The organism is Methanolobus mangrovi, assembly GCF_031312535.1.
GTDB classification, from domain to species: Archaea; Halobacteriota; Methanosarcinia; order Methanosarcinales; family Methanosarcinaceae; genus Methanolobus; species Methanolobus mangrovi.
The window spans coordinates 2,208,455-2,222,591 of the sequence record NZ_CP133594.1 but is presented as its reverse complement, the minus strand read 5'-3'; the positions used below and the strand labels follow the sequence as shown (position 1 = coordinate 2,222,591).

Below are 14,137 nucleotides of genomic sequence, written 5' to 3'. Positions count from 1 at the left end.
GGTAATCCCTTATATGTGTTTTTGATATATAAACTATTCGTATAGATACGAACTTTATTTTGATCCCGTTGATGAATTGAGTTTACACAAATTCAACATCATCATCCACGGGATTCTGCAAGACCTCGCCACTGTAAGCATTAATCTCCACTGAATTCCTCTGCCCTTTTACCTCCCATATTGGCACATAGACAAGGTCCACCTGTAAGTTGATATCCGTTGGAAGTGGCTTAAATCTTTTGTGTTCGGAAATGATGGCTTCGCCCTGGGTAGCATCAAAACGGAGGTCACGTGTGTATTCATCTACTATCATATCAAGAAGTTGCTTGCGAGCTTCTTCGCCAGTTGTAACAGGTGTTTTGACATCATAATGCACATTAGGGACAACAACACTCTCGCGCACATCATTCAAGCGCATGCTCTCTGAGTTTCCGTTAAGTGCATTAAGGCAACCGGAACCATCACCGGATATATCGATTATCTTTGATTTATAGCGATGTTCCACACCAAGGGAATAATCATACTTCCAGAAAGGCACGAATTTCAGTACTGCTGTTGTAGCTCCACTGACATATGGGATAGCGATTGAAAGTGCACGGTCCCCTGATACATTGACAGGTGATGACCGCAGATTCATGATAACTGAATCCATCGGCATATTCTGTACCGGCGCCACAGGAGCTTCAACCGGCGCTTCCTCCATAACATCAGGCGCCTCTAAAATTTCAGTTTCCTCCGGAACAGAGTCATAAGGCATACTTCTTGGGCGATAATATTTAACTTCTGCCACTCGCTCCACCGCAGGTATGGCCGGTTTGGGCATATACATGACACCAGAGTCCTCTAATGCTGCTTTTTCCACATGGGGAGAGGTACCTGTACCAAATATAGCATTTATAGCTTGTTTTGCAAACTCGTCTGACATGTTAACCGGTTTTTTCCGGGCTGTTTCAAGCAGATCAAATTCTCCCGTTGCACCTTCCATATCAGCAAGTACTGCCCTGCCTATTTTCAAAGCAAGGTCATCACGGCTCCATACTTTAAGACCTGATGCCTCTGCCTGACGGAGGGCTTCCTCATTTGCCTCCCCGGCAATCACATAGAGACCTTCACCCTCAGTTATTTGGCTTGCAAATTCCTTTACTTCCAGAGGATCCGGGTTGTATGAAAGTTTAATGAACGTCTTCAGGTCGTTCTTCTCAGCAATAAGGTCATACCTGAAAGAGTCTGTAACATCATAACCTGATGATGTGAAAATATCCCTCAAAATTCGCACTAAGTCCTGTTTCATTATGATCATTACCCATTTTGTCGGTTAATTAAAATAGCTTTCCATGAATAAAAGATGTATGGAACCTGAATGATGGCTCCTGAATCGGAAATGAAATATATCAAAGAACACGCGTAGTAGTTTCCAGTTCAATCCCCTTCTGTGTGACCATATAGGAAATTGTTCGGTTAGGAACAAGCATTCCACGCATCTTCCTTATCATTATAGTACGCTCGATCTCGCTTCCACGTTCTTTGATCCTGAACTCAATTACACCATCACATATGTGGCGAAGGGTATTCTCCGTAATCGGATCGTGCATGCCACTTGTCATCAGTATCAGGTGAATTGCTCCTGTTGCCCTGCCGATGGAAGATATCAGCTCAATGGAATCTACGATAGTGTTCAGACTATAACCACGCAGGAAATATGAGATTGAATCTACAACTCCACGATACTTTGTATCTCTTTTTTGCGTTACGGTAGCTTTCAGAAGATTCATTGAGTCTGTGCCTTTTTTAAGAAAATCCTTGGCAGAGAGATTAGTTGTGAACTCTTTTGGAAGCACATTGTAGAAACGCGGTCCGTAGGCATCTACAAACTGAAGATTCCCATCCTCAAGATATTTTTCAACATCCCATTTCATGTTCTCCATCTCATGAACGATATCCTGTGCAGGATGTTCTGAGGTGAAGTAGAAAACATCCTCATCGTTCAAAAGACCGCCATACACGAATTGCTGGGCAAAGATATCTGAATTGGCCCCTGGCTCTGCAAGGATAAGAATAGTTGCTCCGGGAGGAACACCACCACCAAGCTGTACGTCCAGTCCGGCTATTCCCGTGGGGACCCTATATCCGCCTGTAGCATTGAAACTATAATCCATGATCATACCCCGTATCAAGTAATTATTTCATTAACAATTATATTAATGATGAAGTATAATAGTATTTTATACTATATAGCAATTAGTGATTCACATGATAAAACCTGAAGACCTGAAGTATGATAACGGCCTCATACAAGCTATTGCGCAGGATAGTGAAACAAAAGAGATACTAATGTGCGCCTTCATGAACAAAGAAGCACTTGAGAAGACTCTCGATACCGGTATAGTACACTACTGGAGCCGCAGCAGGCAGAGCCTGTGGAAAAAAGGCGAGAGTTCCGGCCATACACAAAAGGTTGTCGAGATCAGGATAGACTGTGATATGGATGCAGTTCTGCTATTGGTCCGGCAGGAAGGCGGAGCATGCCATACAGGATACCGTTCATGTTTTTACAGGACAATCGATGGAAAAGAGATTGGTGAAAAGGTCTTTGATCCTGAAAATGTATATTAGGAACATCAAATATCAGTGTCCTGACTGAAGATACACTGACCCTCATATTCTTTTTTATGCCGGATTCATGTGTGGCGACTTAATTAAATAGTCAGCAACCCTATTCATAATTATGGAAGAAAGTGCACAAAACAGGCAAAAGATAGTCCCTGATACGAGTGCGGTCATTGATGGTATCCTTTCAGGAAGGATACGTGATGGCGGACTGAGGGACGTTGATATCCATGTTCCGGAAGCTGTGGTGGCTGAACTGGAAGCTCAGGCCAACAGGGGACTTGAGATTGGATACAGAGGCCTTGAAGAGATACAGGAACTTCAGCGTTACGCATCTAAGGGTGACATCAGATTATTTTTCACAGGACCCAGACCAAACCTTGACCAGGTGAAGCTTGCCAAGGGCGGCGAAATAGATGCACTGATAAGAGAGACTGCAGAGAATCTTGATGCAAAATTCGTCACTGGTGACAGGGTCCAGTCACTGGTTGGGAAAGCAAAGGGACTTGATGTTGATTTTGTGAAGCCTCCTTTTGAGGAATTCGGACCGTTGCTTGTTGATCAGTTTTTCACGCCTGACACAATGTCAGTCCATCTGAAGCATAAGGTATGCCCGATGGCAAAGAGAGGCTCCATTGCAAATGTGAAATATGTGAAGATAAGAAATGAGCCATGCACATACCAGGAACTGAAAATTATATCAAGGGAGCTGCTGGAAAGAGCACGCGCTGACCAGGAGTCATTTACGGAGATGTCCTTTAGCGGTGCTTCTGTACTCCAGATACGGAATATGAGGATCGCCATATCCAATCCCCCATTCTCAGATGATGTGGAGATAACCATTGTTCGTCCGATAGCATCGGTGTCACTGGAAGAATACCGTCTGAGCGATGTGCTGAAGGAAAGGATACGAACCCAGAGAGGAATACTCATAGCAGGACCACCGGGGGCAGGAAAGTCCACTTTTGCAGCAGGTGTTGCTACATATCTTAACGAAGGGGGATTTGTTGTCAAGACCATGGAATCACCCCGTGACCTGCAGGTTCCACAAGAAATCACCCAGTATGCACCTCTTGACGGCAGCCTTGAGAATACGGCAGATGTGCTTCTGCTTGTGCGTCCGGACTATACCATATATGATGAAGTACGCAAGACCAAGGACTTCGAGATATTTGCGGACATGAGACTTGCAGGTGTGGGCATGATCGGAGTTGCGCATGCAAACCGTGCGGTAGATGCCATCCAGAGACTTATCGGCAGGGTGGAGCTTGGTGTGATCCCACAGGTTGTGGATACTGTGATATTCATCGACAAGGGAGAGATTGCAAAGGTACACGTCCTTGAGTTCACTGTGAAGGTTCCGGCAGGCATGATGGAAGCCGACCTTGCCAGACCTGTTATCCTTATTTCTGACCTTGAGACAGGCAAGAATGAATTCGAGATATACACCTACGGAGACCAGGTTGTCGTTATGCCTCTTGGCGGTGAGCAAAAGAGAAACCCATCCTGGAAATTTGCAGAAGAACAGGTCAAGGAAGTCATTGGCAACTATGCCAGTGGTCCTGTTGAAGTGGAAATGACCTCAGATAACCGCGCCATGGTGCATGTAAGAGATAAGGACATGCCCAGAGTGATAGGTAAGAGCGGCAAAACCATTGATGATATTGAGAAGATACTTGGCATCCATATCGATGTGCGTAAGTTCGAGCCCGGGGAGGAACGAAGATCTCAGGAGAATGAGGAGCGAAAACCACGAGAGAATAAGGAATACCACCCCATCATCGAGCGTACAAGAAAGCATGTCATCTTCAATGTTCCCGAGGTATCAGGCCGTGATGTGGAAGTCTATGCAGGTGAAGGATTCCTGTTCTCAGCAACCGTCAGCAGACATGGTGAAATCAAGATCAGGTCGAATTCTGATGTTGCCTTTGATATTTTTGAGGCCATGCAAGAGGGCGTGGTCATATGGGTGAAGGAAGTCTGATAAGACAACGTTTACAGGGATTGTGATGCATTCCCTGCACCCCCATCTTCTTTTTTTCAAACGTTGTCCCATACCATAAATCAAAATGTATTTATATTTCTAAATTATTAAATTTTGGTTGAATGGAAATAGACATAAAACGTGGTTATGAGATACTTCCAGACAACAATATCGTTTTCGGAATAAGAATCACTAATAATACTAATCTTGTCATTTCTGATGTACAGGTCATTCTTGATTATAATGAATCTCTTTTTAAGTTGCATAAAGACAGGATCCTGAAACTGGGAAACATACCCCCGAGCACAGCCCTGACTGCTAAATTCACCCTGAAGCCTACGGGACGCATCCACAGCGAAAAAATCGAAGCAAGCATAATCTACCGTGACCCTAAATGGGAAAAACACATTGTTGATATGCGACCAATGGAAATACAGCAATCCAATACCCATTCAACCCGGATTTCAGAAATTAGCCAGAGCAATAATAATGGGAAGGATGCCAAAAAAGATGGAGTTGCGGTTGGCAAATATAATCGAAGCCTGCAAGATGAAGATGTTGCGAGAATGTATGATAGATATCTAAAAGAAATCGAAAGCAAACAAAGCGGGACTGAAGAGAAAAGCGAAGCTAGTATCATTCCGCATCCCCGTAATCCGTATCCTTCGGACAAGAAACTCAGTATTCTTCGCAGCACAGCCCCACCACGTAAAAAAGAAGAAACAAATTTAGAAGGAAATAAAAAAAGCAAGAAGGAAGTCCCCAGACAGATGTTGTACATACTGATTTTTTTTATTATTGCAGGTTCCTTAATGCAAGTCCCCATTATTAAAGAAAATATAGTTGGCAAGTATGGAATAGTGGGAACAAATTCCAATGAAACGGAATTGATAGTGACCAATTTTCTCAATGCAGTGAATGGTAGTCAGTTCAGTATTGCTTTTAATATGTATCAGGGAGAAGATGTTCTTGTTCCCGCAAGTATCCAAATGTTGTTCAGTAACGGAGGAATTAAACCGGATAGCATCAAGCAGATAGATATTGTGTCAAATGAAATCGAAGACGATACAGCAGTTATAGCAGTAAACTGTACTGTATCCAGTTTTAATATTCTTGGGAAGGAAACTGATATTTCACTTATACCAGTCTATTTTCAGCTACATGATATTGAGCAGGGTTGGACAATAACAAGTGTTTCATTTAGCCAGCCGTTCAATATTGAATCCAGTAAAACAGCAGATGTGATTCAGCAGTGATGAGTTCTCAAGTATTCTTAGCAACTATTGTAATCAGAGGTGTCCACATCGGAGACGGTTTTTTGTGGTCGCCCATCTAAACAAGAATAACATCACATCAAGAAGTCCACTGTGTTGTGTTTAAGCCTTTTTCAACACTATAATTTTGTCAGGAAAACGTTTGGGCCTGTCCACAACTGTAAACCCGGCTTTACCAGCGATCATAACAGTCTCTTCAAATGCCTTTTTTGAAACGTGCAGCGGTGGTTCTGCTATGTAGATCTGCCCATCTTTTTTAAGTAGCGATTCCAGTTCCCTGAAAAATGCTTCTTTATCCACCACCTCATGGACCATATAGAAAAGGAAAACAAAGTCAAAGTTCCCGGACACCCCTATCCTGTCTTCATCACACTTGTGCAGTACGATATTCAGACCAGTCCCAATCCTCCTGATCTTTTCCCTCACCTTCGCAAGCATGCCTTCCTGTAAGTCTACAGCTACTACCTGACCATTTTCCCCAACCATCCGAGCCATATCAAGAGTAAAGAAACCAGGACCACACCCTACTTCCAGAACATCCATCCCTTCTTTAATATACGGCCCAAGTATTTTCCGGGGATTTTGCAACCATCTGCGAATCCTGTTGTTGAGAATGATGGATATTTCTGTGGGGCAGACGTGGGTTGTGGTTAAGAGGGACATTGTGATTCTCTATCTATTCTATAATAAAATTGGTTTTCTAGTTTTAAATAATTCTTGCTTTGAGAGGATTCTAGTTGACATGCAGTGAATCAGCTCGATATTTTTAAAAAGATTTATAAATTATTTAAGTAATTATAATTGCAGGGATGTACAAAACAAATGAAACACCACGAAGTAGTTGCAGCAATAATAATTGATGATGATAAGATTCTATGTGTTCAAAGAGATCATGGAAAATACGATTACATTTCTTTAAAGTATGAATTCCCAGGTGGAAAAATAGAATCTGGCGAAACTAAAGAACAAGCATTACAACGCGAGTTATTAGAGGAACTTGATGCAGATATAAAAATAGAAAGAGAGTTTTTAACTGTAAATCATCAGTATCCTGATTTTAGTGTTACCATGCACAGTTTCATTTGCACCGCTTTAAATTCAACATTTAATCTGAAAGAGCACATTGCTTTCAAATGGTTGAATCCAGAAAAATTATCGACTTTGGACTGGGCTGAAGCAGATATTCCAATTGTTTCAAAATTAATGAAGGAATCTTAAAATGGATCACTTTCCTGTACATCTATTGGACAGCTTGAAAACTGGCTTTATTGACCAGTCTTTAGCTTCAAAAAAAGAATATCTTCCAGAGTTACTGGTAAATGATACTAGTAATGGGAAAAAAGTACTACAGACTATATCTAGAGAACTAAAAAACTGTGTGAAATTTTGGTTTTCAGTAGCATTTGCAACAAAAGGTGGAGTAGTTTCTTTAATAAATACACTCCAAGAACTTGAAAAAGCTGGAATTAACGGAAAAATACTGGTATCCCAATACCAATATTTCACTCAACCAGAAGCATTAAAGTCTTTATTAAAACTCAAAAATGTTGATTTAAAAATAGCAGTCGATTCTGATTTTCATGCAAAAGGTTACCTATTCAAAAAAAGCAATCGCTTTAACTTAATTATTGGAAGCAGCAATCTTACATCTAGTGCACTATGTTCAAATAAAGAATGGAACTTGAAAATATCAGCTACTTCTGACTCAAAATTAATAATTGACTCAATTAATGAATTCAGAAATGAATTTGAAAATGCTGTATTTGTGGATGATAACTTCATTGAATCATATACATTAGATTATAATTTGAAAAAGAAGTTCATTTCAAGTTCAAGAAAAAGCATTGAATCTCGTCATAATGACTCAATAACTCCCAATTCAATGCAAATTGAAGCATTGGCAAATCTGGAAGATTTAAGATCAAAGGATAAAGATAAGGCTTTATTAATTTCTGCAACTGGGACGGGAAAAACATATCTATCTGCATTTGATGTGAAAGCATACAATCCTAAAAAGTTTTTGTTTGTAGTACATCGAAGAAACATTGTAGATGATGCTATAAAAAGCTTCAAACGAATTTTTGGTGAGAGTCGAAGCATGGGTATTTACTCAGGAAATGAAAGAGAAATTAATGCAGATTTTATTTTTTCAACAATTCAAACCATTTCTAGAGATGAACATTTACATCAATTTGACCAAAGGCATTTTGAATATATAGTTGTAGACGAAACCCATAGAGCAGGGGCAGAAAGTTATCAAAAAATCTTCAATCATTTTAAACCAAAATTTTTGTTGGGCATGACTGCTACGCCTGAAAGAACTGATGGATTCGATATCTTTTCTCAATTTGAACACAATATTGCATACGAAATTCGGTTGCATAGAGCTTTAGAAGAAAAAATGTTATCGACTTTTCATTATTTTGGTGTAACTGATGTTACGGTAGATGATAAAGTCTTAGACGAAGAAGCAGCTTTCTCTTTGTTAACAGCAAAAGAACGTGTAGATAGGATTATCGAAAAAGCTGAATTTTACGGTTGTGATAATGGATGCGTGAGAGGACTTATCTTTTGTAGCAGTGTAGATGAAAGTCAGGAACTATCTAATTTATTTAATGCAAGAGGATACAAGACTGTCTCATTATCTGGCAAAAATAGTGAAGAGGAGAGAAATACTGCAATAAACAGATTGGAAAGTCATGATCCTTTTGAAAAATTAGATTATATCTTTACTGTTGAGATCTTCAATGAAGGCGTAGATATTCCAAAAGTAAACCAAATCATCATGTTAAGACCCACGGCATCTGCCATCGTTTTTGTACAACAATTAGGAAGAGGATTGCGTAAAGCTAAAGACAAAGAATACCTCACTGTAATTGATTTTATAGGCAATTACAATAATAATTACTTAGTTCCAATTGCATTATATGGAGATACTACTTATAACAAGGATACACTGCGCAAATTGATGTTAAGTGGAAGCAGTTTTGTTCCGGGTGCTTCAACTATTAATTTTGATAAAATTACACATGATAGAATTTTTGCAGCAATTAACAAAGCTAATTTGCATCTCAAAAAGGACCTTGATAAAGACTACGAGCTATTAAAATTCAAGATTGGTAGAATCCCTCTGATGATGGACTTTGTAGAACATGGTTCTCGAGATCCACAATTGTATGTAAACTATTCAAAATCCTATTTTAACTTCGCATCACATCAAGAAGAAGCCTTACAAAATAAATTATCTGAAAAGGAAACAAAGCTCCTCGAGTTATTCTCCAATGAAATTGCAAACACTAAGAGAGTCGAGGAAGTTATTATTCTCAAAGAACTAATTGCTGGAAATACTCTATTAAAGGAAGATTTTAAAGCAATTATTTTCGATAAATATGGCATTTCGATTCCTGATGAAACGATAGAATCATGTGTCAAAAACATCAATTTTGACTTTGTAACTGAAAAGTACAGTGGTAATTTAGTTAGTGTTAGTGAAATATACGATTTAAGCATCGTTTCTTATGAAAACGGAATTCTCTCATTTAGTGATCTATTTATTGATTCACTAAAAAATGAAACATTCTTGCATTTCCTAAATGATATGCTAGACTATTCCAAAACAATTTATGATCGAAATTTTGACAAAAACAAGTATGTTGATGGCTTCATATTGTATCAGAAGTATTCCCGAAAAGATGTATTTAGAATTCTGAATTGGGATCAGAATCCATTGGCACAGAATGTCGGAGGTTATCGTATCAATGATCAGAAGACAAATTGCCCAATATTCGTAAACTATCACAAAGAAGAACATATCTCGAGCACTACAAAATATGAGGAAGGTTTTGTTAATAATTCTCAATTCGAATGGATGTCTAAATCTGGAAGAAAACTGGATAGCCCTGATGTTGTTATTATTAGAAATTACAAAAATGGTCTTAGACTGCCTTTATTCATCAAAAAAAGTAATGGAGAAAGTAATGATTTCTACTATATGGGTGATGTGACTCCTGTTGATGAAAGCTTCGAAGAAGCTACTTTGGTTAATGACGATAATAAAAAAGTGTCAGTTGTAAAAGTAAAATATCGGATGAATCATCCTGTTGAAGATTCGATTTATGATTATATTACAGCACCAAGCAATTAATAGGCTAAACTGGGATAAAGGTTTCATTAATAATAAGAGAGTCATTAATCTAATATACACTTCCAAACAATTTACACCACAAGGAGAATCTCATCATGAAAGTATCGATCATAGGTTCGGGCTATGTCGGGTCGGTCTCAGCTGCTTGCTTTGCTGAACTTGGACACGAGGTCATCTGTATTGACATTGACGAAGAGAAGGTAAAGCAGATCAATGCAGGAATTGCACCTATCTGGGAGGAGGGGCTGGATGAGCTGATGCAAAAGCATACACAAAAGATGCTCATTGCCACATCGGATTATGATTATGCTGTGCAGAATTCCGATGCTTCATTTATCTGTGTGGGGACACCGTCGGGAGAGGACGGGAGCATTGACCTCTCCATTGTGAAGGCTGCAAGTGCCAGCCTTGGAAGGGCTATTGCGAAGAAGGATCACTATCATGTTGTTGTTGTCAAGAGCACAGTGGTGCCTGAGACAACTGAAAAAGTGGTGCTGCCGCTCATTGAAGAGTACTCCGGCAAGAAGGCAGGAAAGGATTTCGGAGTTGCGATGAACCCGGAGTTTTTGAGAGAAGGCAAGGCGGTCTATGATTTCATGCACCCTGACAAGATAGTGGTGGGTGCGATAGATGAGAGGTCATTCTTTGTAGTATCCGAACTCTACCGCAGGCTGGACTGCAAGGTCACGCACACCAATCCCAGAACAGCCGAGATGATCAAATACGTCAACAACTCATTCCTGGCGACCAAGATATCCTTTGCAAATGAAGTTGGTAACATCTGCAAACAGCTTGGCATCGACACCTACGAGGTCATGGATGCCGTGGGCACGGACTTCAGGATAGAACGCCAGTTCCTCAACTGCGGTGCCGGATTCGGAGGCTCGTGTTTCCCCAAGGATGTCAAGGCTCTCATAGGAAAGGCAAAGGACATCGGGTATGAACCACAGCTACTGAGATCAGTGGTAGATGTTAATGATAAACAGCCCCTGAAGATGGTTGAACTGCTCCAGAAGAAGCTCGGCGATCTCAAGAACAAAAGAATAGCCGTGCTTGGTCTGGCCTTCAAGAACGACACCGATGATATCAGAGAATCCCGCTCCATTCCGGTGATCACTGAACTGCTGCGTCTTGGGGCTGACATAGCCGCATACGACCCAATGGCAGAGGAAAGCATGAAGAAGATATTCCACGATGTCACATACTGCAAAAGCGCAGCACAGGCACTGGAAGAAGCAGAAGGCTGCCTCATCATGACAGAATGGACCGAGTTCAGGAAACTGGACAAAGAATTCGAATCCATGGCCAACAGGGTAGTCATAGACGGCAGGCACCTCATCGATCCAAAGGACATCAGCACCGATGTTGACTATGAAGGTCTCTGCTGGTAAGCAGGATCGACTATGAACGGGACATTCACCCTCGCAATAGGAGAACGAAGGACGATCAAAAGCAGTCTCTTCGGAACATCCCAGGACATGATGTACTGCGGGATGTCTTCGGAGAGCACTTTCTCTATCGGACTCCTTTTTTCAAAGGGCTATCAGGGGCATGCCCTGAACTTCTATTTTCCCAGGAAGTCCTCCTATATTATACTGGACAAAAGAAAGTACTACATTGTTGATGTGAACCCCGAACACATAACTCTTCAATTATCTGAGTGAAAATCGAAGGATTTTAATATATCCTGTAAAAATGACATGTCTGTTGGTGGACAGACCTGATGAAAAACGACAACCAGATAAAAGAAGACATCAACGGCAGGTTACACTCTGTTGACCAGACCGTTCGAAGCGTGGAAAAACGATTGCGTGCGGTGGAACGCAGACTCTCTGTTGATGTTCCCCTTGAAGATGTGATCCCGGAATATGAGACTAATTTTGAAGAAGCTCTTGAGCACACAAGAGAAGAGATAGCTGCCATTCATTCTGATATCGATGAACTGAAACAAGGCAGTTTGCAGTATCAGGACTATGAAAGCAGATTTCAGGAACTTGACTCTGAACTTACCACCCTTAACTCACACATAACAGAGCTTCAGGAAGAGAACTCAAAACTCTCAGAACAGTTGAATCAAGAAAAACAGCAGAAACCTGAATCGATCAGCCTTGATATCAAAAATGAGATCACACAGCTCAGCATGCACCTTGAGAAAGCCGAGAATCATAACCGCATCAATATAGGTTCGGTGAAAGTTCCCGTGGAACTCTCAGGTATCGTTGGAGCAGTTATACTTGCACTGACAGGCTATCTCATCATGGCAGGTCGCTGGGACATCGTACGCTCGGCCTATTTCTCATTTTCAATTGCTTTTGTGTTTGCAGCTGCAGTACTTTTGAAGTTCTACATGGCCAACAGCAAGCGTGCATGAAACAAAGTGAAAATAACCTTAGAATGTAAAAATATCAGATGAGTATTCCAGAACCGGAATCTCATACTTTTCTTACTTTAACCAGAAAGTCATTTGTATAATCCAGATACCCTTCCTGCATAACCTTGACCGAAAGATAGCCTTCGGTTTTACCCTGAGGTAAGGAAATGTTCAGTAACCTGTAATTGAATTCACCGCTGGCATCTGTGATACCACCTGCAACCTTTTCCCTGTCTGGTCCCCATACAATAATATTTGCACCACCTACCGGCCTTCCTTCATTGTCAAAAACGCTTACGATAAGGTCAGGAGAATCACATATTGCTCCGGTCATGTTGAAGCTGCTGCAATTTGAAGCCGCGAACATTGAACCCGGCACAAAAGGTGTGCTCATGATCGATGTGACTATCACATAGATACCTATCATCCCGATTATCGTGAGCACAACAATCCTCATCGGAAGTCCTGCAGATGCGGATTCATCAGAAAGCATGTAAACCTGAAAATAAAAGAGATGCCAGGATCATGAAGTCCTGACTATCATTACTGCGTCCGTCTTTTCGAAATCATAGAAGCCATCGGTTGAGATAGTAAGATCCATGGTTCCTTCATTCTGATTAGGACCGAGGCTGACAGATGAGCCACTGCTTGCAGTACTGAGAGAACAATTGCCATGGTCATCTGTAGTACCCGTTGCCACACCGCCAAGTCCGCGTAAGACCACATTGGCAGCTCTTACAGGATAGCCATCCGGATCGGACACAGATATCTCAACACCGATATCAAATGGGGAATTTGCTACGGTCGAATCCACAATGATAGTATTACCTGGACTTGGAGTTGCACTTTGCTCGCCTGACTCAATGATATTCACGGACATATTCTTAGTTGGAGGAGGGATAATCGCCACAAGTGCCGCAAGGGCAACCATACCAACCACCAGCATGACTACAATATTGATAGGAAGCTCGATGGCCCTATCATCATTAAACAGTTTTTGTAAATTGGTCAAAAAAACACCGAATGCTATGAAAAATACATTAGATATAAATTTACTGATTTGTTTCTGATTTTTATGTTGTTGAGTGAATAATTAATATCGTTACATTCATGTACCAAAACCATTCTTTAATTCACACATGAAGAAGATAGTCATCATCGATTACGGACTTGGTAACCTAAGGAGTGTTCAAAAGGGACTGGAACACGCAGGAGCCACCGTACTCATATCAAGCGATCCTGAAGAGATAAAAAATGCAGACGGGGTAATCCTTCCGGGAGTTGGCGCATTTAAGGACGCAATGAAGAATGTAGAGAAAGTGAGAAACACTATCGATGAGTATGTAGCATCAGGCAAGCCAATGCTTGGTATCTGCCTGGGACAGCAGATGATGATGAGCACATCAGAGGAAGGCGGCCTCACAGAAGGTCTTGATCTTGTAAAGGGTCAGGTTCTCAGGTTCCCGCACTCAGACCTTAAAGTTCCGCACATGGGCTGGAACTCTATAAAAATAACGCAGCAACATCCACTTTTTGAAGGCATACCCGATGGTTCCTTTGTTTATTTTGTCCACTCATACTACGTGGATACCGGAGGGAAGAACACACTGATATCATGTGAATACGGCACTGAATTTGCAGCAGCCGTGGTCAATGATACAGGCAATGTCATAGGAACCCAGTTCCACCCTGAGAAAAGCGGTGACGTGGGCCTTAAAATGCTGAAGAACTTTGTTGCTATGTGCTAAGAGATGATA

At 41.1% G+C, this 14,137-nt stretch carries 14 protein-coding genes; 9 read left to right on the top strand and 5 right to left on the bottom strand.

The features are described 5' to 3' along the window. Window positions 1–82 precede the first annotated feature (82 nt). Window positions 83–1,300: a hypothetical protein gene (locus RE476_RS10685; protein ID WP_309307623.1), complete on the bottom strand. Its 1,218-nt coding sequence runs from the start codon at window positions 1,298–1,300 to the stop codon at window positions 83–85. Between the two features lie 91 nt (window positions 1,301–1,391). Next, window positions 1,392–2,156, bottom strand: coding sequence for an RAD55 family ATPase (locus RE476_RS10680; RefSeq protein ID WP_309307622.1), 765 nt, complete (start codon window positions 2,154–2,156; stop codon window positions 1,392–1,394). Between the two features lie 94 nt (window positions 2,157–2,250). On the opposite strand from RE476_RS10680, the gene hisI reads away from it, so the two are divergent. The 3 genes from hisI (at window position 2,251) to RE476_RS10665 (ending at window position 5,847) form a co-directional block, all read left to right on the top strand. Beyond that, window positions 2,251–2,613: a phosphoribosyl-AMP cyclohydrolase gene (gene hisI, locus RE476_RS10675; RefSeq protein ID WP_309307621.1), complete on the top strand. Its 363-nt coding sequence runs from the start codon at window positions 2,251–2,253 to the stop codon at window positions 2,611–2,613. 112 nt (window positions 2,614–2,725) lie between these two features. Then, complete coding sequence (locus tag RE476_RS10670) at window positions 2,726–4,591, top strand: PINc/VapC family ATPase (RefSeq protein WP_309307620.1); 1,866 nt, start codon at window positions 2,726–2,728, stop codon at window positions 4,589–4,591. A gap of 122 nt (window positions 4,592–4,713) precedes the next feature. Beyond that, window positions 4,714–5,847 carry a hypothetical protein gene (locus RE476_RS10665; protein WP_309307618.1) on the top strand — a complete coding sequence of 378 codons (1,134 nt, stop codon included), beginning with the start codon at window positions 4,714–4,716 and terminating at the stop codon, window positions 5,845–5,847. 120 nt (window positions 5,848–5,967) lie between these two features. Here RE476_RS10665 and RE476_RS10660 read toward each other — a convergent pair whose 3' ends face one another. Beyond that, window positions 5,968–6,528 (bottom strand): class I SAM-dependent methyltransferase, encoded by a 561-nt coding sequence (locus tag RE476_RS10660; protein WP_309307617.1) that lies wholly within the window; start codon window positions 6,526–6,528, stop codon window positions 5,968–5,970. A gap of 138 nt (window positions 6,529–6,666) precedes the next feature. Between RE476_RS10660 and RE476_RS10655 the strand changes: the two genes are divergently transcribed. The 5 genes from RE476_RS10655 (at window position 6,667) to RE476_RS10635 (ending at window position 12,380) form a co-directional block, all read left to right on the top strand. Further along, the gene (locus tag RE476_RS10655; RefSeq protein WP_309307616.1) at window positions 6,667–7,083 is read left to right on the top strand and encodes a (deoxy)nucleoside triphosphate pyrophosphohydrolase; all 417 of its coding nucleotides are present in this window, start codon (window positions 6,667–6,669) and stop codon (window positions 7,081–7,083) included. A gap of 25 nt (window positions 7,084–7,108) precedes the next feature. Then, window positions 7,109–10,009, top strand: a complete 2,901-nt coding sequence (locus RE476_RS10650; protein ID WP_309307615.1) for a DEAD/DEAH box helicase — start codon at window positions 7,109–7,111, stop codon at window positions 10,007–10,009. Between the two features lie 95 nt (window positions 10,010–10,104). Continuing rightward, complete coding sequence (locus tag RE476_RS10645) at window positions 10,105–11,400, top strand: UDP-glucose dehydrogenase family protein (protein WP_309307614.1); 1,296 nt, start codon at window positions 10,105–10,107, stop codon at window positions 11,398–11,400. A 12-nt stretch (window positions 11,401–11,412) separates the two neighbouring features. After that, window positions 11,413–11,673: a hypothetical protein gene (locus RE476_RS10640; protein ID WP_309307613.1), complete on the top strand. Its 261-nt coding sequence runs from the start codon at window positions 11,413–11,415 to the stop codon at window positions 11,671–11,673. Between the two features lie 59 nt (window positions 11,674–11,732). Beyond that, window positions 11,733–12,380: a hypothetical protein gene (locus RE476_RS10635; RefSeq protein WP_309307612.1), complete on the top strand. Its 648-nt coding sequence runs from the start codon at window positions 11,733–11,735 to the stop codon at window positions 12,378–12,380. A 61-nt stretch (window positions 12,381–12,441) separates the two neighbouring features. Here RE476_RS10635 and RE476_RS10630 read toward each other — a convergent pair whose 3' ends face one another. Both RE476_RS10630 and RE476_RS10625 read right to left on the bottom strand, forming a co-directional pair. Next, window positions 12,442–12,873 (bottom strand): carboxypeptidase-like regulatory domain-containing protein, encoded by a 432-nt coding sequence (locus RE476_RS10630; protein ID WP_309307611.1) that lies wholly within the window; start codon window positions 12,871–12,873, stop codon window positions 12,442–12,444. 30 nt (window positions 12,874–12,903) lie between these two features. After that, the gene (locus RE476_RS10625) at window positions 12,904–13,392 is read right to left on the bottom strand and encodes a carboxypeptidase regulatory-like domain-containing protein (RefSeq protein WP_309307610.1); all 489 of its coding nucleotides are present in this window, start codon (window positions 13,390–13,392) and stop codon (window positions 12,904–12,906) included. A gap of 127 nt (window positions 13,393–13,519) precedes the next feature. Here RE476_RS10625 and hisH point away from each other — a divergent pair, with 127 nt between their 5' ends. Beyond that, window positions 13,520–14,128 (top strand): imidazole glycerol phosphate synthase subunit HisH, encoded by a 609-nt coding sequence (gene hisH / locus RE476_RS10620; protein ID WP_309307609.1) that lies wholly within the window; start codon window positions 13,520–13,522, stop codon window positions 14,126–14,128. Window positions 14,129–14,137: the final 9 nt, after the last annotated feature.

What these genes read in the sequence shown, in the direction of transcription:
- RE476_RS10640 (WP_309307613.1), top strand. Translation starts at nt 11,413, where the DNA reads ATGAACGGGACATTCACCCTCGCAATAGGAGAACGAAGGACGATCAAA.
- RE476_RS10685 (WP_309307623.1), bottom strand. Translation starts at nt 1,300, where the DNA reads ATGATCATAATGAAACAGGACTTAGTGCGAATTTTGAGGGATATTTTC.
- RE476_RS10645 (WP_309307614.1), top strand. Translation starts at nt 10,105, where the DNA reads ATGAAAGTATCGATCATAGGTTCGGGCTATGTCGGGTCGGTCTCAGCT.
- hisH (WP_309307609.1), top strand. Translation starts at nt 13,520, where the DNA reads ATGAAGAAGATAGTCATCATCGATTACGGACTTGGTAACCTAAGGAGT.
- RE476_RS10670 (WP_309307620.1), top strand. Translation starts at nt 2,726, where the DNA reads ATGGAAGAAAGTGCACAAAACAGGCAAAAGATAGTCCCTGATACGAGT.
- RE476_RS10635 (WP_309307612.1), top strand. Translation starts at nt 11,733, where the DNA reads ATGAAAAACGACAACCAGATAAAAGAAGACATCAACGGCAGGTTACAC.
- RE476_RS10680 (WP_309307622.1), bottom strand. Translation starts at nt 2,156, where the DNA reads ATGGATTATAGTTTCAATGCTACAGGCGGATATAGGGTCCCCACGGGA.
- RE476_RS10630 (WP_309307611.1), bottom strand. Translation starts at nt 12,873, where the DNA reads ATGCTTTCTGATGAATCCGCATCTGCAGGACTTCCGATGAGGATTGTT.
- RE476_RS10660 (WP_309307617.1), bottom strand. Translation starts at nt 6,528, where the DNA reads ATGTCCCTCTTAACCACAACCCACGTCTGCCCCACAGAAATATCCATC.
- hisI (WP_309307621.1), top strand. Translation starts at nt 2,251, where the DNA reads ATGATAAAACCTGAAGACCTGAAGTATGATAACGGCCTCATACAAGCT.
- RE476_RS10665 (WP_309307618.1), top strand. Translation starts at nt 4,714, where the DNA reads ATGGAAATAGACATAAAACGTGGTTATGAGATACTTCCAGACAACAAT.